Annotated in this window: 18 protein-coding genes and 1 pseudogene; 11 read left to right on the top strand and 8 right to left on the bottom strand. The window is 62.8% G+C overall.

Going from position 1 to position 20365, the window contains the following annotated elements:
• The first annotated feature begins 6 nt into the window (after positions 1-6).
• Positions 7-1686, top strand: a complete 1680-nt coding sequence (locus AC3WVQ_RS13020; RefSeq protein ID WP_034788903.1) for a formate--tetrahydrofolate ligase — start codon at positions 7-9, stop codon at positions 1684-1686.
• 85 nt (positions 1687-1771) lie between these two features.
• On the opposite strand, the gene AC3WVQ_RS13015 is transcribed toward AC3WVQ_RS13020, so the two are convergent.
• Complete coding sequence (locus AC3WVQ_RS13015) at positions 1772-2281, bottom strand: DUF1993 domain-containing protein (RefSeq protein WP_090298415.1); 510 nt, start codon at positions 2279-2281, stop codon at positions 1772-1774.
• Positions 2282-2502: 221 nt separating this feature from the next.
• On the opposite strand from AC3WVQ_RS13015, the gene AC3WVQ_RS13010 reads away from it, so the two are divergent.
• Complete coding sequence (locus tag AC3WVQ_RS13010) at positions 2503-2787, top strand: YiiD C-terminal domain-containing protein (protein ID WP_371813589.1); 285 nt, start codon at positions 2503-2505, stop codon at positions 2785-2787.
• Here the strand turns inward: AC3WVQ_RS13010 and AC3WVQ_RS13005 are convergent.
• Positions 2784-3692 (bottom strand): extensin-like domain-containing protein, encoded by a 909-nt coding sequence (locus tag AC3WVQ_RS13005; RefSeq protein ID WP_090298421.1) that lies wholly within the window; start codon positions 3690-3692, stop codon positions 2784-2786. The genes AC3WVQ_RS13010 and AC3WVQ_RS13005 overlap by 4 nt on opposite strands.
• 296 nt (positions 3693-3988) lie before the next feature.
• Between AC3WVQ_RS13005 and AC3WVQ_RS13000 the strand changes: the two genes are divergently transcribed.
• The 3 genes from AC3WVQ_RS13000 to AC3WVQ_RS12990 all read left to right on the top strand — a co-directional run bounded on the left by AC3WVQ_RS13000 (position 3989) and on the right by AC3WVQ_RS12990 (position 8561).
• The gene (locus AC3WVQ_RS13000) at positions 3989-6091 is read left to right on the top strand and encodes a TonB-dependent hemoglobin/transferrin/lactoferrin family receptor (protein ID WP_090298424.1); all 2103 of its coding nucleotides are present in this window, start codon (positions 3989-3991) and stop codon (positions 6089-6091) included.
• Positions 6092-6215: 124 nt separating this feature from the next.
• Positions 6216-6260 carry a trpE operon leader peptide TrpLE gene (gene trpLE / locus AC3WVQ_RS12995; RefSeq protein ID WP_178385070.1) on the top strand — a complete coding sequence of 15 codons (45 nt, stop codon included), beginning with the start codon at positions 6216-6218 and terminating at the stop codon, positions 6258-6260.
• A gap of 111 nt (positions 6261-6371) precedes the next feature.
• Entirely contained in the window at positions 6372-8561 is a 2190-nt protein-coding gene (locus AC3WVQ_RS12990; protein ID WP_060518756.1) for an anthranilate synthase, read from the top strand.
• A gap of 87 nt (positions 8562-8648) precedes the next feature.
• Here AC3WVQ_RS12990 and AC3WVQ_RS12985 read toward each other — a convergent pair whose 3' ends face one another.
• A complete protein-coding gene (locus tag AC3WVQ_RS12985) occupies positions 8649-9575 on the bottom strand; it encodes a LysR family transcriptional regulator (RefSeq protein WP_090298427.1) in 927 nt (308 codons plus the stop codon).
• Positions 9576-9754: 179 nt separating this feature from the next.
• On the opposite strand from AC3WVQ_RS12985, the gene AC3WVQ_RS12980 reads away from it, so the two are divergent.
• From AC3WVQ_RS12980 to queF, 3 genes are all read left to right on the top strand, one after another.
• Positions 9755-11329: an MFS transporter gene (locus AC3WVQ_RS12980; protein WP_110819311.1), complete on the top strand. Its 1575-nt coding sequence runs from the start codon at positions 9755-9757 to the stop codon at positions 11327-11329.
• A 123-nt stretch (positions 11330-11452) separates the two neighbouring features.
• A complete protein-coding gene (locus AC3WVQ_RS12975) occupies positions 11453-12373 on the top strand; it encodes a cation diffusion facilitator family transporter (RefSeq protein ID WP_370689595.1) in 921 nt (306 codons plus the stop codon).
• A 144-nt stretch (positions 12374-12517) separates the two neighbouring features.
• On the top strand, positions 12518-12982 hold the full coding sequence (gene queF / locus AC3WVQ_RS12970; protein WP_034788869.1) for a preQ(1) synthase: 465 nt from the start codon (positions 12518-12520) through the stop codon (positions 12980-12982).
• Positions 12983-12998: 16 nt separating this feature from the next.
• Here the strand turns inward: queF and AC3WVQ_RS12965 are convergent.
• Both AC3WVQ_RS12965 and AC3WVQ_RS12960 read right to left on the bottom strand, forming a co-directional pair.
• Positions 12999-13465: pseudogene (locus tag AC3WVQ_RS12965) on the bottom strand (chloramphenicol phosphotransferase CPT family protein).
• Positions 13466-13477: 12 nt separating this feature from the next.
• A complete protein-coding gene (locus AC3WVQ_RS12960; RefSeq protein ID WP_090298437.1) occupies positions 13478-14056 on the bottom strand; it encodes a HupE/UreJ family protein in 579 nt (192 codons plus the stop codon).
• Between the two features lie 239 nt (positions 14057-14295).
• On the opposite strand from AC3WVQ_RS12960, the gene AC3WVQ_RS12955 reads away from it, so the two are divergent.
• Together AC3WVQ_RS12955 and leuA are read left to right on the top strand one after the other, a co-directional pair.
• Positions 14296-14880 (top strand): ATP-dependent Clp protease proteolytic subunit, encoded by a 585-nt coding sequence (locus AC3WVQ_RS12955; RefSeq protein ID WP_034788862.1) that lies wholly within the window; start codon positions 14296-14298, stop codon positions 14878-14880.
• 410 nt (positions 14881-15290) lie between these two features.
• Positions 15291-17000: a 2-isopropylmalate synthase gene (leuA, locus tag AC3WVQ_RS12950; RefSeq protein WP_060518745.1), complete on the top strand. Its 1710-nt coding sequence runs from the start codon at positions 15291-15293 to the stop codon at positions 16998-17000.
• A gap of 83 nt (positions 17001-17083) precedes the next feature.
• On the opposite strand, the gene AC3WVQ_RS12945 is transcribed toward leuA, so the two are convergent.
• Positions 17084-17911 (bottom strand): anti-sigma factor family protein, encoded by an 828-nt coding sequence (locus AC3WVQ_RS12945; protein WP_034788856.1) that lies wholly within the window; start codon positions 17909-17911, stop codon positions 17084-17086.
• 3 nt (positions 17912-17914) lie between these two features.
• Positions 17915-18433, bottom strand: coding sequence for an RNA polymerase sigma factor (locus tag AC3WVQ_RS12940; RefSeq protein ID WP_034788854.1), 519 nt, complete (start codon positions 18431-18433; stop codon positions 17915-17917).
• Between the two features lie 285 nt (positions 18434-18718).
• Here AC3WVQ_RS12940 and AC3WVQ_RS12935 point away from each other — a divergent pair, with 285 nt between their 5' ends.
• Complete coding sequence (locus tag AC3WVQ_RS12935) at positions 18719-19738, top strand: DUF3313 domain-containing protein (protein WP_110819309.1); 1020 nt, start codon at positions 18719-18721, stop codon at positions 19736-19738.
• Positions 19739-19811: 73 nt separating this feature from the next.
• On the opposite strand, the gene AC3WVQ_RS12930 is transcribed toward AC3WVQ_RS12935, so the two are convergent.
• Positions 19812-20360 (bottom strand): tetratricopeptide repeat protein, encoded by a 549-nt coding sequence (locus tag AC3WVQ_RS12930; RefSeq protein WP_090298542.1) that lies wholly within the window; start codon positions 20358-20360, stop codon positions 19812-19814.
• Positions 20361-20365: the final 5 nt, after the last annotated feature.

The raw sequence follows: 20365 nt of genomic DNA, 5'->3' as shown, positions 1-20365 counted from the left end.
ACTGTCATGGCGGAGGTCAAGTCCGATATCGAGATTGCGCGCGCGGCGAAGAAAAAGCCGATCCTGGAGATCGGGGCCGCACTCGGCATACCGCCGGAGGACCTGTTGCCGTACGGCCATGACAAGGCGAAGATCAGCGCCGATTTCATCGCCCGCCAGCGCGGGAAGAAGAACGGCCATCTGATCCTGGTGACGGCGATCAACCCGACGCCGGCAGGCGAAGGCAAGACGACAACGACCGTGGGCCTCGGCGATGGGCTGAACCGCATCGGCAAGAAGGCGATCATCTGCATCCGCGAGGCGTCCCTCGGGCCCTGCTTCGGCGTCAAGGGCGGTGCTGCCGGCGGCGGTTATGCGCAGGTTGTGCCGATGGAGGACATGAACCTCCACTTCACCGGCGATTTCCACGCGATCACCTCGGCCCACAATCTGCTGGCGGCGCTGCTCGACAATCACATCTACTGGGGCAACGAGCAGAACATCGACGTCCGTCGTATTTCGTGGCGGCGGGTGATGGACATGAACGACCGCGCACTGCGCAACATCGTCGGCTCGCTCGGCGGGATCGCCAACGGTTATCCACGCGAGACCGGCTTCGACATCACCGTTGCCTCCGAAGTCATGGCGATCCTCTGCCTTTCGGCGGATCTTAGGGATCTCGAGCAGCGGCTTGGCAACATCATCATCGGCTATCGCCGTGACAAGAGCCCGGTCTTTGCGCGCGACATCAAGGCCGATGGGGCGATGGCGGTGCTGCTCAAGGATGCTATTCAGCCGAACCTGGTGCAGACCCTCGAAAACAACCCCGCCTTCGTCCATGGCGGCCCCTTTGCCAATATCGCCCATGGCTGCAACTCGGTGATTGCGACGACGACGGCACTGAAGCTTGCCGACTATGTGGTGACCGAAGCCGGCTTCGGCGCCGATCTCGGCGCGGAAAAATTCTTCGACATCAAGTGCCGCAAGGCCGGGCTGAAGCCGGATGCCGCGGTGCTGGTCGCGACCGTCCGCGCGATCAAGATGAACGGCGGCGTCAAGAAGGACGACCTCGGGAAGGAAAATCTGGAAGCGCTGCGCAAGGGCTGCGCCAACCTTGGCCGGCATGTGCAGAACGTCAAGAAGTTCGGCGTACCCGTCATCGTCGCGATTAACCACTTCACCTCCGATACCGAGGCCGAAGTGCAGGCTATCAAGGATTATGTGGCGACGCTTGGCGCCGAAGCGGTGCTCTGCCGCCATTGGGCCGAGGGCTCCGCCGGCATCGAGGAGCTGGCGATGAAGGTGGCGGCACTTGCCGAGGGCGGACACTCGCAGTTCTCGCCGCTTTACCCCGACGACATGTCGCTCTTCCACAAGATCGAGACGATCGCCAAGGACATCTACCATGCGAGCGAGGTGATTGCCGACAAGTCGGTGCGCGACCAGCTGCGCAGCTGGGAAGATCAGGGTTACGGCCATCTGCCGATCTGCATGGCAAAGACGCAGTATTCCTTCTCGACCGATCCGAACCTGCGCGGTGCGCCGACAGGCCATGCTGTGCCGATCCGCGAAGTGCGGCTGGCCGCCGGCGCCGGCTTCATCGTGGTGATCACCGGCGAGATCATGACGATGCCCGGCCTGCCGAAGGTGCCTTCGTCGGAAAAGATCTTCCTCAATGATCAGGGCTACATCGAAGGGCTGTTCTAGGCGCTTCCTGCCTGCCTGAAAAACAATGCCGCACATCCGGATGGATGCGCGGCATTCTTGTGTCCGGGGTCTCCCGAGGCGGAAATCAGGCGGTGAGGCTGAGGAAGTCTGCCTTGCCGAGCGGCACGCCCTCGTGGCGCAGGATGTCGTAGGCGGTCGTCAGGTGGAAGTAGAAGTTCGGCAGCACGAATTTTTGCAGGTATTCCTCACCCGTGAGCGTCACCTTCAGGTTCGGGAAATTCAGCACGACTTCGCGACTGTCGCTGTCTTCGAGATCGACAGGGCGCACCGTTTCAAGGAAGGCGACGGACTTGGCGATGCGCTGGCGCAGTTCGTCAAACGTCTTTTCCTCGTCCGGGAACCGGGGCACTTCGATCGACGTCAGCCGGCCGACCAGGCCCTTGCTGGTGTCGCTGACACGCTGCACCTGGCCGGCAAGCGTCAGCATATCGGGCGCCAGCCGGGCGTGGACGAGATCATCCGTGGGGATGCCCTTTTCCTCAGCGAAAGCCTCCGCCTTGTCGAGCAGCTTGGTGAGGACACCAAGGCCGCGAACGAGTGCGGGAATGGAGAGCTGGTACATCGTCAATGCCATGGCAGATTTCCTTGAGATTAGGCGCAAAGCGGGTGGATTTTCCTCGCGCCGTATTTGGGAGCCGGGGCGGGCTCCTGCAAGGCGCGCAGCCCGGTATCTTTTGGGCTACGAGGGGCCTGCGGGAGACGACAGGACGCAGGCGCCTTGCTCTGGTCAGGACACGTGGTCTCGTGCACTGATCCGCGCAGGAACGCATCAGGGATGCCACGACGCTGCTGCATGTGCGCATGCGCAAAAGCGGCGTTGTCGCGCGCCTGGTGATCCAGAGCAACCGGATGGATTATCTGAAGCCGGTCGCCGGCGCTTTCGCCGCACGCTCGTCGCTGGCGGACGCCGGGCAATGGCCGGGCTTTCTGCGATTGCTCGAACGTCGGGGCAGGGCGCGCGCCGTGGTCGTTGCCGACCTCCTCGACGGCGACACCTTGGCCGGTCGCTTCGAGGGCGAGTTTGTCGCCCTGGCTACGACAACGCCTGACGAGCGCCAGCGCAAGGAGGCTCATTCCTAGCGGCAGTAGCGGTAGTCGTTGCGGCGCTCGATGACGTCGAGATGCAGGTGGGTTTCGTGGGCGGCGTCGCTGCCGGGGTCGAGCACAGTCTTGAAGTAGAGGCAGGCGGACGCAGTGACCGCGCGCTGGAAGGCGCCGTCCATGGTGCCATCCTCGTCGCGCGGCTGGATGGCGATCGTCGTGCCGTTGCTTAACGTGAAGGACGCGATGTCGACGGCGTTGCCGTGCGCATGCTCGGAGATTTTGCCCGTCGTCGCATTGTTGCGCAGGCGGCAGATATAGGTCGATGCCTGGTTCAGCGCCTTGATCTTGATGGTCTTGTCGAAGGCGACTTCGGCGGCCGGCTGTGCGGTCTCCTTGGTCCAGCGTGCAAGCGCCAGCGCCGTTTCGCACCGCATAAGCCCCTTGGGCGCGAGTGTGACGGCGGGCAGGATGCTCGTGACCTCCAGTGGCTTGTCGATGCCGCAGCCCTTGCCGTCGTCGATGCGTTTGGCTTCGACAAACGTCGCTCCGATCGCCTTCAGGTCGGCGACACACTTTGCGTAGTCGGCGGCGTCCTCTGCTTCGACCGGCGGATAGACGATCGGTGCCGGCTTTTCCTCTTTCTTGTCGTCGGCGGGCTGGTCCTTTTCGCCTGTGGCCGGCTTTTGATCCTTCGCCGCTCCTTCACTCCCGTCCTTGGGCTTTGGCTGCGGCACGGGCTGTTCGTCGCCAGTCGGCACCTCTGGCTGATCGGCCTTGCCACCGTCCGTAGGCGTCGCCGGTTTCTCTTCGGGTGTGGGAGCAGCCTCTTTCTCTCCCGCTTCGCTCGGCGGCTTTTTTAGCGGGATCGGTCCGGATTTCGGCAGGCTGGCGCCGGTGAGGATCAGGAGTGACAGCAGGATCAAGGGAAAAGAGCGACGCATCCGGGTCCTTTCGCATTGCCCCCGCAGCGGGGCCTGGAAGGGAGGGAACGCACGGAACCGGATCTGGTTTCATCCGGCCTTCGGCAAAAGCGTTGCAGTTTAGCAACGCCTCGAATTGGCACGACCCCATAAATTGTGGGGACTGCCTTTGTATGTTGACAAGAACACTCATGTTTTTTATGCGGCTTAAATGAGGCGACGACATGTCGCGCCGCTCTAGAATCTACCGCCCAGCCAGCCCCTTGAGTTTGCCGCTCAACAGCAAGCCCGGCCTCCGAAAATCAAAGGATTGGTCCATGCTCACCCGGCATCGTCGCCTGGCTTTTTTGGCTTGCACGACAACTCTTGCAATTTCAGTCGCTACCGTCGCATTCGCGCAAAGCGCAACAACCCAGGCTAAGTCGGAAGAGAAGGCCGAGGAGACAAAGAAGGGCGAAACTTACCTCTCGCCGATCGTTGCCAAGGGCGGGCGCACCGCTGACCCCTATGCCAAGCCCGGCCCTGTCAGCGTCGTCACGACGGACCAGATCGATCTGCAATCGGGGCAGGAGACTGACGACCTGTTGCGCAGCGTTCCCGGCACCTCGACCGCGAACAACCCGCAAAACCCGGGCGTCGCGGTCAACATCCGCGGTTTCGAGGGTTCCGGCCGCGTCAACATGATGATCGACGGCGTGCGCCAGAACTTCCGCTTCACCGGCCACGAAGCCCAGGGTTTTGCCTATTTCGATCCGGCATTCCTTTCCGAAATCGATGTGACCCGCGGCGCCGTGACCGGGGTTGGCGGCGGTGCACTGGCCGGTTCGGTCAACTTCCGGACCTATGATGTCGAAGACCTGATCCAGGACGGCAAGAACTACGGTGGCATTGCTTCGGCTACGTACGGCACAAACGGTGCCGGCTGGTCGGAATCACTGATCGGCGCCTACCGTTTCAATGACGTCTTCTCCGTGCTCGGTGGCATCAGCAAGGCTGATCCCGGCAACTATGACAACGGCAACGGGGTCGAGGTACCCTTCACCGAGGAGGACCTTCTGTCGGGCCTGTTGAAGTTCGAAGTGACGCCGGACAAGGATCACACCTTCAAGCTCACCGGCCTCACCTATGACAACGACTTCTTCGCGAACTCCTACTTCCAGAACGTGAAGAACCAGACGGTTTCTGCAAGCTATTCCTACACGCCGGACAACGAACTCATCGATTTCCGTGCGAACGCCTACTGGAACCGGCTAAAGATGAAGTACGACACCGACATTCGCGGTGGCGGCACGGCGGCCGGTCGGCGCATCACCGACACGGGTAAGGGCTTTGACATCTCGAACACCTCTCTGTTCGACCTTGGCGACGTTGCCGTCAAGGCGAACTACGGCGTCGAGTATTTCCGCGACGACTACGGTGTCATCAACAGCACGGCCCGGCCGGGCGCCGGCGTCAACGGCAGCGGCACCAATGCCACCACCGGCGTCTTCAGCAATACGACCTTCACCTATGGCATGCTGGATCTGACGGCAGGCCTGAGGTGGGATCACTTCAGCCTCGATGGCTCCGGCGCTGTCGTTGCCGGCAACCCGATCGGTCTGCCGGCCGGCCCCTACACCGTCGATAAGTCCGAAGGTCGCCTCAACCCGAGCATCACGGTCGCGCTCAACCCGACGGAGTGGTTCCAGCCATACGTTACATACGCGGAAACCTCGCGTTCGCCGACGGTCAACGAGACCTTCGCCGGCGGCACACATCCGGGACCGTCGGGCCAGTCGTTCTTCCCCAATCCGTTTCTTGAGCCGGAAACCTCCAAGGGCTGGGAAATCGGTGCGAACTTCGCCTTCGACGGGCTGCTCGATCCCAGCGACAGCCTGCGGGTCAAGGCCAACTACTTCCATAGCCGCGTCGACAACTACATCACCGCAGCGATGCTCAACGGCGGTCGTCAGATCTTCTTCGTCAACAATCCCGGGATCTCGACGGTCCAGGGTTTCGAGCTGCAGGCGGCGTATGACGCCGGATACGTCTTCGGCGACCTTGCCTACACCTACACCGAGAGCGATCTGCCGTCGCAGATCAATGGTTTCGGCGTGCAGAGCTACCTGCCTGAAAACATTGTCAGCGCAACGCTTGGCGCCCGCTTCCTCGAAGACCAGCGCCTGACGGTCGGTACGCGCCTCTACGCCGTTTCGAACGCGTTTGTCGGCGAAATCAATCGTACGCCGCCGAACGTTCCGGGCTACGGTCTCGTCGATCTCTTCGCCAACTACAAGTTCGAGAACGGCTTTGAAGTCACGGCTCAGGTCACGAACCTGTTCGACAAGACCTATACGCCGTCTTCGAGCACCATTGCCGGAAGCACGATCGATACCGGCCGCGGCCGCACCTTCCTGGTGACGGCGAAGGCGAAGTTCTGATAGGATCAGATCAATTCCAGTCGGGGCGGCTCTTCGGGGCCGCCTCTTTTTTTGGCGCAACCGTGACGATGCGCGCCGCTTTCCCGCTTGCGCAAGTCCGCAACCCAAGCTAACACTTTCGCCCATGGAAAACGCACGCAACATTTCGATCTGGTGGTGGGCTCGCTGAAGCGGCCTTGACCAGTCATGCGTGATTGAGAGATGAAGCCGCCCGGAGATTTCGAGGCGGCTTTTTTGTATCCAGGCCGCTCAAGGACCGGGCTTTTACGGAGCGAGGCGAATGGCAACGGTAATTCTCGAGGACGGCTCGGAGAGCTACACCACCAAGGGCGGCATTACGGTGACGCGCCGGCGGCGGGAAGCGTCCTATGGCCAGGCGATCGCGAGCTATGTGGACAAGCTCGACGAACGCCGTGGTGCAGTGTTCTCCTCCAACTACGAATATCCCGGCCGCTACACTCGTTGGGACACGGCTGTCGTCGACCCGCCGCTCGGCATCTCCTCCTTCGGCCGCTCGCTCTGGATTGAAGCCTATAACGGCCGCGGCGAAGTGCTGCTTGCGATCATCGCCGAACATCTGAAGACCGTCGCCGACATCACGCTCGGCGCTTCGACCAGCCGTCGCCTCGACCTGACGATCAACGCGCCGGATCGCGTCTTCACGGAAGAAGAGCGCTCCAAGATGCCGACGGTGTTCAGCGTGCTGCGCGCCGTCACCAATCTTTTCCATTCGGCCGAGGATGCGAGCCTCGGGCTCTACGGTGCCTTCGGCTACGATCTCGCCTTCCAGTTCGATGCGATCGACCTGAAGCTGAAGCGTCCCGACGACCAGCGCGACATGGTGCTGTTCCTGCCGGATGAAATCCTCGTCGTCGACCACTATGCAGCCAAGGCCTGGATCGACCGCTACGATTTCGCCAAGGACGGCAAGACCACCGAAGGCAAGGCGGAAGAGATCGCCAGCGAACCCTTTAAGACCGTCGACAGCATTCCGCCGCATGGCGACCATCACCCGGGCGAATATGCCGAACTCGTCGTCAAGGCGAAGGAGAGCTTCCGCCGCGGCGACCTTTTCGAAGTGGTGCCCGGCCAGAAATTCTTCGAGCGCTGCGAGAGCAAGCCGTCGGAGATTTCCAACCGGCTGAAGGCGATCAATCCGTCGCCCTATTCCTTCTTCATCAACCTTGGAAATCAGGAATATCTCGTCGGCGCCTCGCCGGAAATGTTCGTGCGTGTTTCCGGCCGCCGCATCGAGACCTGCCCGATCTCGGGCACGATCAAGCGCGGCGACGATCCGATCGCCGACAGCGAGCAGATCCTGAAGCTGTTGAACTCCAAGAAGGACGAATCCGAACTCACCATGTGCTCGGACGTCGACCGCAACGACAAGAGCCGGGTCTGCGTGCCGGGCTCGGTCAAGGTCATCGGCCGCCGCCAGATCGAGATGTATTCGCGCCTGATCCATACGGTCGACCATATTGAGGGACGCCTGCGCGACGACATGGACGCCTTCGACGGCTTCCTCAGCCACGCCTGGGCGGTGACCGTCACCGGTGCGCCGAAGCTCTGGGCCATGCGCTTCATCGAAAGCCATGAGAAGAGCCCGCGCGCATGGTATGGTGGCGCGATCGGCATGGTCGGCTTCAATGGCGACATGAACACGGGCCTGACGCTGCGCACGATCCGCATCAAGGACGGTATCGCCGAGGTGAGGGCAGGGGCGACGCTGCTCTACGATTCAAATCCGGAAGAAGAAGAAGCCGAAACCGAACTGAAGGCCTCCGCCATGATCGCTGCCATTCGCGATGCGAGATCCGCCAATGCCGGCAAGGCCGGTCGCGACGTTGCCGCCGTTGGCGCCGGCGTCAACATCCTCTTGGTCGATCACGAGGACAGCTTCGTCCATACGCTTGCGAACTATTTCCGCCAGACGGGGGCAACCGTCACGACGGTGCGCTCGCCGGTCGCCGAGGAGATCTTCGATCGGGTGAAGCCGGATCTCGTCGTGCTTTCGCCCGGACCTGGCAATCCCAAGGATTTCGACTGCAAGGCGACGATCAAGAAGGCGCGGGCGCGCGACCTGCCGATCTTCGGCGTCTGCCTCGGGCTGCAGGCGCTTGCCGAAGCCTACGGCGGGGATCTCCGCCAACTCGCGATCCCGATGCACGGCAAGCCGTCGCGCATCCGCGTGCTGGAGCCGGGAATCGTCTTTTCCGGCCTCGGCAAGGAAGTGACCGTCGGTCGTTACCATTCAATCTTTGCCGATCCGGCGAGCCTGCCCGCGGAGTTCATGATCACCGCCGAAAGCGAAGATGGCACGATTATGGGCATCGAGCACACGAAGGAGCCGGTGGCGGCGGTGCAGTTCCATCCGGAATCGATCATGACGCTCGGCGGCGACGCCGGCATGCGGATGATCGAGAACGTCGTGGCGCACCTCGCCAAGCGCGCCAAGATCAAGGCCGCCTGATTAGCCCGGCAATCCCCATTCCGGGATGGAGCAGATGTTGACGAAGACAAGGTGCCGCTTCCACCGTGGAGGCGGCCCTTTCTGTTCCTACTGTGCCGCCTGAATGGCCGGCACATTCTCGCAGCGATCGGCAAACAGTCGCTCGCTCAGAAAATCGACGAAGACGCGGACCTTGGGGGAGAGGTGACGGTTCGACGGCCACAACAGGTGGAACTGTCCGGGCGCGTCGAGATGGGCGTCGAGCACTGTGTGCAGTCTGCCGTCGCGAAGATGGTGGCGGGCGAGAAAGTCCGGCAGGCAGCCGATGCCGAGGCCGCTAAGCACGGCGCCGCCGAGCGCTTCCATGTTGTTGCAGTTCAGCACGGTCTTGAGGCGCGGCTCCTTTCCCTCAGGCGGCAGCGTGATCGGCCATTCCTGCAGCTTGCGGCTGTTGGGAAAGCGGAAGCGAACCGCATGGTGTCCTTCGAGGTCGCGGGGGCATTCGGGCCTGCCATGCTCTCGAAGGTATGACGGAGCAGCGCAGAGCAGAAGCTGGAACGGCCTGAGCGCGCGCGTCATCAGTCGTGAATCCGGCAGCACACCGCTGCGGATCGCGACATCCACTTCCTCGTCGATCAGGTCGACGATGCGGTCGTTGAAGTCGAGGTCGAGTTCGAGTTCCGGATAACGCCGTACGAACTCCGGCAGCACCGGCAACAGCAGGTGGTAGCTGACGATCGGCACGCTGACGCGCAGCCGACCGCGCGGCGTCGCCACGGCGTCCGCCAATGACGCCTCGGCGTCGTCGAGATCATCGAGGATGCGGCGGCAGCGCTCGTGAAAGAGGCGTCCCTCCTCGGTCAAGCGGATACTACGGGTCGAGCGCTGAAGCAGGCGGACGCCGAGTTCTCTTTCGAGAGTGGTAACAGCCTTTCCGACCGCGGAAGCGGACAGGCCGAGCACGCGACCGGCCGCGACGAAACTGCCGAGGTCGGCGGTGCGGACGAAGGCGGTCAAGCCGCTCAAGCGATCCATGCTACCTCCATTCGAGCGTTTTGTTCCGGTATGATCGGAGCGTTGATGCCGTTCTCATCGAATTATGTCGAAACTATCCTGCATTCGTCAATCGATACCCGGCAAGTGTCGACCTCAAGACGCAAGGTCCTACCGGGCCTGCGCGGGTATCCCCTTTGCTCGAACGGATGGAACGGGGAATGAGAACCGAAATTCGAGAACCGCGCGGGCGCCGGCTCGTCCTTCTTGCGGTCTGTTGCGCCGCGGCGGCAATGCCGCTCACCTTCACCGGACCGGCGGTGGCGCTGCCGTCGATCAGTCGCAGCCTCGGCGCCGATCCAGTTGCCCTCAACTGGGTCACCAACGCCTTCATGCTGACCTTCGGCAGTTCGCTGATGGCGGCCGGTGCGCTTGCCGACAGTTTCGGTCGCAAACGCGTGTTCCTGGGTGGTCTTGCGGCCTTCCTGCTGTTTTCGGCCGGGCTCGCCTTCGCTCGGGATATCCTATGGTTCGATGCCCTGAGAGCGCTTCAGGGTATTGGGGCGGCCGCCGCCTTTTCCGGCGGCATGGCTTCGCTCGCACAGGAGTTCGACGAGAACGAGCGGCTCCGGGCCTTCAGCCTGGTCGGCGCCAGCTTCGGTGTCGGCCTTGCCTTTGGGCCGATCGCCTCCGGCCTGATGGTCGAGGCCTTCGGCTGGCCGGCGATCTTCGTCCTGGTCGTGGCGCTCGCCGGCCTGTCTCTGGCACTCGGTGCGGTCTTCCTGCGGGAAACACGCGATCCGGACGCTGCTGGCCTCGACTGGAAGGGAGCGGCAAGTTTCACGGCGGCGCTCACCGCACTCACCTTCGGCATTCTGCAGGGTCCGGAAAACGGCTGGAGCCATCCGCTCGTGCTCGCGATGCTCGCGGCATCGTTGTTCTTCTTCCTGGCCTTCTGGCGGATCGAGCGTTCGGTCGCGCGGCCGATGCTGGATCTGACGCTGTTTCGATATCCGCGTTTTGTCGGCGTGCAATTGCTGGCGGCAGCCCCCGCCTACGGCTTCGTGGTGCTGCTCATCCTGCTTCCGGTCCGCTTCATCGGTATCGAAGGCATGAGCGCCGTCGCGGGCGGGCAGATGATGATCGCCATGTCCGCGCCGCTTCTGATCCTGCCGATCGCGGCGGGCCTTCTGACGCGCTGGTTCACGCCGGCGGTTATCTGCGGTGTGGGCTTGCTGATATCGGCGGCCGGGCTCCTCTGGCTCAGTCTGTTTCCGGCGGGGTCCGGGCCGGCCACGCTGCTTGCACCACTGATGATGATCGGTCTCGGCATCAGCTTGCCTTGGGGGCTGATGGACGGGCTTGCGGTCAGTGTCGTGCCGAAGGAGCGCGCCGGGATGGCGACGGGCATCTTCAGCACCACGCGCGTGGCCGGGGAGGGCATTGCGCTGGCGATCGTGACCGCCATCCTCTCCGCGCTTACGGCCTGGAACCTCGGATCGGAAGCCGGCGCCACTGCGGCTCCCATGGCGCAGCGTATCGTCACCGGCAATCTGCCCGCGGCGATGCAGCTTGCCCCTGAGACATCGCACGCCGCGCTGCTGCAGGCCTATGGCGACGCGTTCAGCGTCCTGCTTCTGGTTTTGACCGGCATCACTGTCGCAACTGCGGCCGTGGTATTCTTCTTCATCGGCAGGGGCGATAAGGCCGCCGGTGATGCGGAGATCGAAGCCGGTGCTCTGCCTTTCGAGGCGATTGCCTGCGGAGAAACCGGAACCGGCCGATCCAATCTTTGACAAGCGCCGCTTAATCCAGCATATGCTTGTCCATCGACCGCCTGCGCGAAAATTCGCGCGGGCGGTTTTGCGTTTGAATGGGCTTGCGTTTGCAACTCGTTTGCATCTGCACGAGGAATGACAATGACGACTGGAACCGAAAACCGCACCGTGCTCCGCCTTGCTTTCTGGGGCATACCGCTCTCGCTCGCTGTGCTCGGCCTGAAGCTGCTTGCCTGGTGGCTGACAGGCTCGATCGCGCTTCTCTCCGACGGGCTAGAGTCGACCGTCAACGTGATCGCGGCGGTCATCGCCTATCTGATGATCGGCTATGCTTCCAAGCCGGCCGACGCCGGCCACCCCTTCGGTCACCACAAGGCGGAGTATTTCTCTGCCGTTATCGAAGGCGTTCTGATCGTCGTTGCGGCACTGCTCATCGTCTGGGAGGCGGTGCCGGCAATGATGGCGCCAGTGTTGATGGAAGCACCGGCTCTCGGCCTGGCGATCAATTTCGTCGCCGGCGTCATCAACGCCATCTGGGCCTATGTGCTGATCACCGCCGGCCGCAAGCACCGCTCGCCGGCACTCAGCGCCGACGGCCACCACATCCTGTCGGACGTCGTCACCTCGATCGGCGTTCTCGTCGGCCTCGTGCTTGCGATCGCCACCGGCTACGCGATCCTTGATCCGCTGCTGGCCGTCATTGTCGCCTGCAACATTCTTTACCAGGGCTGGATGGTGATCTCGCGCTCGATCGACGGGCTGATGGACCGGGCCGTCTCGGGTGAAGAAGAAGAAGCGATCAAACAGGCGATCGCCGCCAACGCCGCGGGTTCGCTCGGCGTGCACGATCTGAAGACCCGTCAGGCCGGTCCGGCGATCTTCGTCGATTTCCACATGGTCGTGCCGGAGTTGATGCCGGTCGGCGAGGCGCATGACATCTGCGATCGGATCGAGGATGCGATCCGGGACGTGCATCCCGGTGCCAAGATCGCGATCCATGTGGAGCCCGAAGGTGAGAAGGCGCATGGTGTGCGCGTCAAGACGACGGTCGGGCGCCACTGATTCAAGGTCGACGGCACTTCAACCGTGACGAGGTTTCCTTCTTGAGGCAGTTCTGATTTAAGGGCCGCAAACGGAGCGGGCCGACGAGGGCAGAGGCCAGTCGACCGCACCCACGCGCGGATGTTCTCATGGAGCAACAGGCATATGAGCAAGACTGACGTATCCGGCCTTTCGCAACTGGGCGCAAAGGTCGACCTGCCGCAGAGCCCGGAAGACGCGGTGCTGGAGCGGGTCCCGAGCGGCAACAAGGGCAAGGACTATCTGGTGCGTTTCACCGCGCCGGAATTCACCTCGCTCTGCCCGATGACCGGCCAGCCGGATTTCGCCCATATCGTCATCGACTATGTGCCGGACGAATGGCTGGTCGAATCGAAGTCGCTGAAGCTGTTCCTGCATTCCTTCCGCAACCACGGCGCATTCCACGAAGACTGCACCATCGAGATCGCCCAACGGCTGGTGTCGTTGCTTCAGCCACGCTGGCTTCGCATCGGCGCCTATTGGTATCCGCGCGGCGGCATCCCGATCGACGTCTTCTGGCAGACCGGCAAGCCGCCCGAGGGCCTGTGGCTGCCCGACCAGGGCGTGCCGACCTATCGCGGTCGCGGCTAAAGCGGGAGATCCCCCGCTACGGTCTGAGTGACTGGCGTTTGAGCCAGGCGTCAACGATGCGCGCGGCGATCTGATCGGTCGGGTCGCGCGTGTCCACTTCTAGGTCGTAGGCGCAGTAATCGTGCGTCTTCAGGTGAAAGCGGGCTTCGCCGATCGTGCGGTCGCCGCGCTCGCGCTCGCGACGCTCCAGGTCTTCGATCGGCGCGTGCACTCCGACTCCTCGACGATGTGCTCGACGATCAGGTCGTTGCCGGCCTCGGCGAAGGCTGCGATCGAGCGATGAAATCCGTCGAAGAACCTCGCACGCTCGCCGCGCATTCCAGGATGCATGCCGCGCCTAAGGACCCGAAATCCGGCGTCGGCAAGCTGGTCGGAGGCATAGTAACAAAAGGGCTCCGGGAGGATTTCCCGGAGCGCCTTTGCCAGCGTTGACTTTCCGGCACTCGACGTGCCGTTCAGAAAGATAATTCGTCCGTGCTGCATGCCCGTTTGATTTCAGCCGAAGATCAAGGCAGCGCCGGCCAGAGCCGTGAGACCACCGAGGAGGCGGGCAAGCAGGCCGCCGCCGGAGAGGCGCTGAAGGGCGATGCCGAGGCCGATGCCGGCCACGTGCAGCGCGGCGGTGGCGAGGATGAAGCCGACCGAGAAGGCAAGCGCCCCGGCGCTGCCGAGTTCGCCGCCATGGGCATGGCCGTGGAAGAGGGCGAAGACGCCGACGATCGCAGCGGATGCTGCCGTGTCGAGCCGCACCGCCATGGCAACAAGCAGGCCGAGTGCCACCACCGAGGCGAGGATCGCCGGCTCGACGAAGGGCAGGTCGACACCGGCAACCGCCAGCGCGAAGCCCGCTGCCATCATCGCGACGAAGGCCGCCGGCACGACGACGAGCGCCCGGCCGCCGATCTGCGCCGCCCAGAGGCCGACGGCGACCATGACCAGGATATGGTCAAGTCCGAACAGCGGATGCGAGAAGCCGGCGGCAAACGAGCCGTGCTCTGCCGGATTGAGATGGGCGAAGGCGGGTGCGGCGGAGGCGATCAGCGCCGCAGTGGCGATCAGGATGCGTCTGTTCATGCGTGTCCCCATGGATCGGCGGGACCTGGGAGGCTGGCCCCACTCTTGAGTGTTTGACGCGACCGATCTTATTGGCCTCCGTCCCCCTGTCTATACGGCATTTGGCGGTAGGTGTTTTTACCATAAGCATAGTCGACCTTGCTGCTTTGTCGCCGCTTCGGTTTGTTGCATTGTCTTCGGGGTCGAGTCGCATTATCTGACTTTGACTGAAGACTTCATGAGACGCCGGAGAAAAACGGATGATGAACGACGACGAGGACGACAAGAAGACCGAATTGCCGCTCGGCAAGGAAACGGAGGCGAACCTTTTCAAGTCGCGTTCGATTTTCATCTACGGGTCGATCAATCAGGAACTGGCGCAGAAGGTCTGCTCGCAGCTCGTGGCGCTTGCCGCCGCCAGCGACGAAGACATCCGCATCTTCGTCAATTCGCCGGGCGGCCATGTCGAATCGGGCGACAGCATCCACGACATGATCAAGTTCGTGAAGCCGAAGGTCTGGACCATCGGCACCGGCTGGGTCGCTTCCGCCGGCGCGCTGATCTTTGTCGGCGCTCCCAAGGAGCGTCGCATTTGCCTGCCGAACACCCGCTTCCTGCTTCACCAACCGTCGGGCGGCACCCGCGGCATGGCGTCGGACATCGAGATCCAGGCACGCGAAATCATCAAGATGAACGATCGCCTGAACAAGATCTTCGCCGACGCAACCGGCCAGCCGGTCGAGAAGATCGCCAAGGACACGGACCGCGATTACTGGCTTTCCGCTGAGGAAGCGAAGTCCTACGGCCTCGTTTCGCGGATCATCTCGTCTGCTGCGGACATCTGAGTTCGCAAGCAAGTCAAGGATTTGGAGGGCATCGGCATTTCGCCGGTGCCCTTTTCTTTTTGCGGTGATCCTCGCCATCGCGTGGCTTGCTCCACTCTGGCAAGCCGTGTATAGGCTTTGAGCATGACCAAGGCTGACGCATATCGGATCGCCTCGATCCCCGCCGGACACGATACCAATCGTGCGCCGTCGCGCGCCTTCGCCTCGCTTCTTCTTCTCGGCCTTACTCGCGGTTGCCGGGTTCGCTGAGGAGCGCCCGGCGGCCGAAAAGCCACGCCGGCGGATGCTCCTCGACCCCATCAAGTGTTTTAGGATAAAGGCGCGTTCGGCGCGGCATTAGCCATCGCAATCCGATCCCCGATCGGGTATGGCAAGGCGGCCAGGACGTCCAGTGATGAAGAGAAGCTGCAATGATCCAGAAATCCCATCCCGTTAAGATTGGCATGCCGGAAGCGGCGGTGAAGTACCAGGCCTATCCGCAGATCGCGCTCACCGACCGCACCTGGCCGTCGAAGACGATCACCAAGGCGCCGATCTGGTGCTCGGTCGACTTGCGTGACGGCAACCAGTCGCTGGTCGACCCGATGGGGCACGATCGCAAGGCCCGCATGTTCCAGCTGCTGCTCGACATGGGCTTCAAGGAAATCGAAATCGGCTTCCCCTCGGCCTCGCAGACCGATTTCGATTTTGCCCGCTGGTGCATCGAGGAAGGCAATGTCGCCAAGGATGTGTCGCTGCAGGTGCTGGTGCAGTGCCGGCCCGAGTTGATCACCCGCACCTTCGAAGCGCTGGAAGGCGCGCACCAACCGATCGTGCATTTCTACAATTCGACGAGTGAACTGCAGCGCCGCGTGGTGTTTGCCAAGGACGTGCGCGGCATCAAGCAGATTGCGACCGACGCCGCCAAGATGATCACCGACATGGCGGCCAAGGCCGGCGGCGGCTACCGCTTCGAGTATTCGCCGGAAAGCTTTACCGGCACCGAGCTCGAAGTGGCCTTGGAGATCTGCAACGCGGTCACCGAGATCGTCAAGCCGACGCCAGACAACAAGCTGATCCTGAACCTGCCCTCGACCGTCGAGATGGCGACGCCGAACATCTATGCCGACCAGATCGAATGGATGTGCCGCAACCTCGACAACCGCGAAAGCCTGATCATCTCGCTGCACCCGCACAACGACCGCGGCACCGGCATCGCCGCCACCGAATTGGGCCTGATGGCTGGCGCCGACCGCGTCGAAGGCACGCTGTTCGGTAATGGCGAGCGCACCGGCAACGTCGATGTCGTGACGCTGGCGCTGAACATGTTCACGCAGGGCGTCGATCCGCAGCTCGACTGCTCCGATATCGAGCGGATCAAGGAAGTCTACGAATACTCCAACCAGATGGTCATTCCCGAGCGCCATCCTTATGTCGGCGAACTGGTCTACACGGCCTTCTCCGGCTCGCACCAGGATGCGATCAACAAGGGCATGAAGGCGATCAAGACCGCCAACAAGCCGCTCTGGGAAGTGCCGTACCTGCCGATCGATCCGCGTGACGTCGGCCGCTCCTACGAGGCGATCATCCGCATCAACTCGCAGTCGGGCAAGGGCGGCATCGCCTACATCCTGCAGGAAGACTACGGCATCAACCTGCCGCGCAACCTCCAGGTCGAGTTCCGCGAGGACATCCAGCGCATCACCGACGAGGAAGGCAAGGAGCTGCCGTCCAAGCGCATCTACGAGCGCTTCATCGAGCGCTACGTCGAGCAGCCGGGCGCGCGCATCAAGTTCGTCGACCATCACACTTATCCGGTGGGCGAGCACAAGGGCGTGCGCGTGGTGGCGGCCGAGATCACCGACAATGGCGAGGTCAAGCGCATCGAAGGCAAGGGCACCGGCCCGATCGACGGCTTTATCAATGCGCTGTCGATCTATCTCGGCATCGACCTCTCGGTTGCGGATTACTCCGAGCACTCGCTGCAGCACGGCTCGAACGCAGCCGCGATCGCCTATGTCGAGATGGAGCACCCGGGTGGCAAGCTGTTCGGCGCCGGTATCAACACCAACATCGTTGCCGCCTCGCTCGAAGCGATCGTTTCGGCGGCAAACCGCGTACTCGAGATGAAGCGCGGCTGATACACTTCAGCGTGACGAATGAAGCCGCGTCGGGGAAACCCGGCGCGGCCTTTTCGTTTCAGGGGTAGGGGCTGCCGTCGATCTCAGATCGTCGCGGCGACGGCTTCGGCGATGTCCTGCATGCCGACATGCGAAGACGGGCCGACGAGCACGAACGAGGCGCCGCCTCGCTGCCAGGAGACCATGCCGAGATCGTCGCGGATGCTCTCGTCGAACTGCTCCGCCTGCGGGCCGGTGGTGTTCTTGAGGAAACAGATCGCGAAGATTTCGCCTTCGGTGCTTCGGTAGACGAGCTGCGCCACGGGCTTGCCGTTGGCGACGAGCAGCCGCGCGCCCTCGAAGGTCAGGCCCTTGCCGGAAAGCTGCGGGACCTTGAAGGGAACACCGACGCTTGCGGCAAGCCAGGTCTCGATCTTCGGTCCCTCTGTCGCCGGGACCTCGACCAGATGCTCCTTCTGCCGCGAATAGATGCGGTGATAGTCGGCGATGTCGTCGAGCCAGCCACGCGCTGCGGCGAGCTTGGTCGGCTCGCTCCCGGTGTTCGCCGTCCCGACGATGAAGCCGGCGCCGCCGCCGAGCAGCAGCAGGGCCACCGATGCGGCAAGCATGCGCGGCCAGACCCGCGCGTGCCGGACAGTGGTCGTCGTTGCCGCAATCCGCTCGGTCTTCGGATTGACCCCTGGACCCTGCTTGATTTGCCGGACAAGAGCGAGCGGCACGGGATCGTGCAGGAAATCTTCGAAGGCGGTATCGCCGAAGCTGCTGCCGGCCTTCAGCCTCTCGAACAACGCCTTGGCGTCCTCGTCGCGGGCGAGAATCGCGTCGAGTTCGGTTCGTTCAGCTTCGCCGATCTCGCCGTCGATATAGGCAGAAAGGCGCACTTCGAGCGCTTGACCCCTTGTCTGTTGCAACGGTCAGGCCCTCCTTTCGGTATTCTCTGAGATCATCGCCGCGAGCCTGAGGCGCGCGGTCGACAGTCTGCTCATGACGGTGCCGATCGGAATGCCCAGGATATCGGCGGTCTCGCGATAGCTGTGGCCTTCGACATTGACCAGCAGGAATACGCTCGCCAGTCCCTCGGGCATCGACAGGATCATCTTCTGCAACTGATTGGCGTAGACGGCTTTTTCGGCCGACGGCTCGATGCTGAGTTCGTCATGTCCGAGCGCATCGACGGTGCCGCTGCCGGTGCGGACCTTGCGCTTGCGGATTTCGTCGACCCAGAGATTGCGCGTCATCGCGTAGACCCAGCTTTCCAGCCGGCCCTCTCCGTTCCAGAGGTGGCTGCGGGTGATCGCGCGCTCGCAGGCTTCCTGGACGAGGTCGTCGGCGTCATTGGCATTGCGCGTCAGCGTCATCGCGAAACGGCGCAATTTGGGCAGCAGGCTGACCAAGTCGCGTCTGAAGTCCTTCGTTTCTGCCGCTGGACGCATTTCTCTTCCAATGAAACGTGCCGGATCATGCATTTATTCGCCGTGCTGCGCACGAGCGGATGATATGAAACATTTGCTCCTTAGTCTGCAAGGGAAGTCCCGGAACGGAAAGCAAATTCTGCTGCTTCATGGCGCCTTTTCCCAAAAAGCTTTCGCTTGCCCGCGGCCGTTAATCACGCGCTTCGTTACCGTTAACTGCAATGGTGGCCGGAGATCGCGTCAAAGTTCGGCCCGAATCTGGCCGGACCTCATGCACAACTGCAGGTCGACGTCGGGGATACGCCAATGAACGCACAGCATCGCAATGGCATGAGTATTGTCAGGTTTGTCGGGAGACATTGTGGCGGACGCCGCATTCGGGGAGGTGCGGCCGTCATTCGCACGGCTGCGCTGGTGCCTTTGTTTGCGGGGCTCGCCGCCTGCCAGAGCGCCCAGGTCATGGAAACGGGGTCTCTATCCTCCTACAAGGATTTCGTTGCCAGCGACGGGATGGTGACCAAGACGAAGTACCGGGTGGATTCTGCTGCCACCAAGAACGTCAAGACGGTGCATGTGATCCCGACAACCTTTGCCGCCACCGCGGATCTCGACAAGCTCGGGGATCCGCAAAAGAAGCTGGTGGCCACGGCGATCGACCGGTCGCTCTGCGAAGCCCTGAGCGAGCAATTCGACGTCGTGCCGATCTCCAAGCCCGCCGACATGGCGGTGCGCTCCGTGATCAGCAAGGTCAAATCGACCAATGCAGTCGTCGCCGGCGTGTCGACCGTCACCTCGGCCGTCGCTCCGATCCCGGTTCCGCGCATTCCCATCGGCCTTGGAAGTCTCGCGGTCGAGGCGGAGGCATTCGACCCGATGGGCAAGCAGATCGCCGGGCTGGCATGGGCGCGTGGCGCCAACATCCTCACCAACGGGTCCCGCGCCTCGACGGCCGCCGACGCCTTCGAGCTTGCAGGCGACTTCTCAAGCGACTTCAGTGCGCTGCTCGAAAAATCGGGTGACCCGATGAAGTCCGATTTTGAGCTGCCGTCGATGAAGAACGTCAAGAACAGCGTCGCCTATGCCGTCACCGGCAAACCCACCGATCCGGATTGCGCCGTGTTCGGCAAGGGGTCCGGTCTCGGCGGCATCGCCGGCGGCGCGCTCGGCCTGCCGCCGGAATGGTCGGAGAAGAAGAACGAGGCAAAGTCGATTGCTGATGGCACGACCGGAAGCGGTCCCACGGCAGGCGGGGCGAAGGGAAATGCAGCCAAGGGAAGCGAGCCCAAAAAGAACGGGCCGGCGGCAAGCGGGTCGAAGAAAACCTAGCGTCCCAGTCCGTGTCTGTGGCACGTCGGATCGAGGGCGGCGCCTGGCGCCGCCCGTCCATGTTACCGCCCGGTCAGTACTGGCGGACGCCGCCGAGCGACTGCAGCAGGGCGCGGTAAGCCCAGGTGTTTTCGCCGCCGCGGTCGCGGATCTCGACGAGTTGCACACGCGCTTCCTCGACGCGGCCCTGTTCGATGAGCGCCTGGCCCATGTAGGAGCGGGCGAGGATGTAGTTCTCGTCGGCCTGGAGCGCGCGTTTGTAGTACTGCATGCCGAGTTCCATGCGCCCGGCCTTGCGGTTGGCATAGCCGAGGTAGTTGAGCACCCGGGCGCTCCGCTGGTCCTTGACGGCGCCGAGCACTCTGATCGAATTTTCATATTGGCCGGCATAGGCGAGTTCGCGGGCCGCCTGGAACAGGATATCGTCGCCAAGGTCGCTCTTCTTGGCGTCAACGCAGGCCTTTTTCTTGGCGTCCCACACCTTGCCGTCGGTGCATTCGCTGGTCGTCTTGGTTTTCTTCGGCGGTTCGCTCGTATCCTCGCCGGCGGCCATCACCGCATGCGCCATGAAGCTGGTTGCCCCGGCGGCGAACAGGGCGAAAACGAGGTTCTTGTGGTTCATCATGC

This window comes from Ensifer sp. EB106-05-01-XG146 (assembly GCF_058791875.1).
This window is presented reverse-complemented; position numbering and strand designations above follow the sequence as displayed.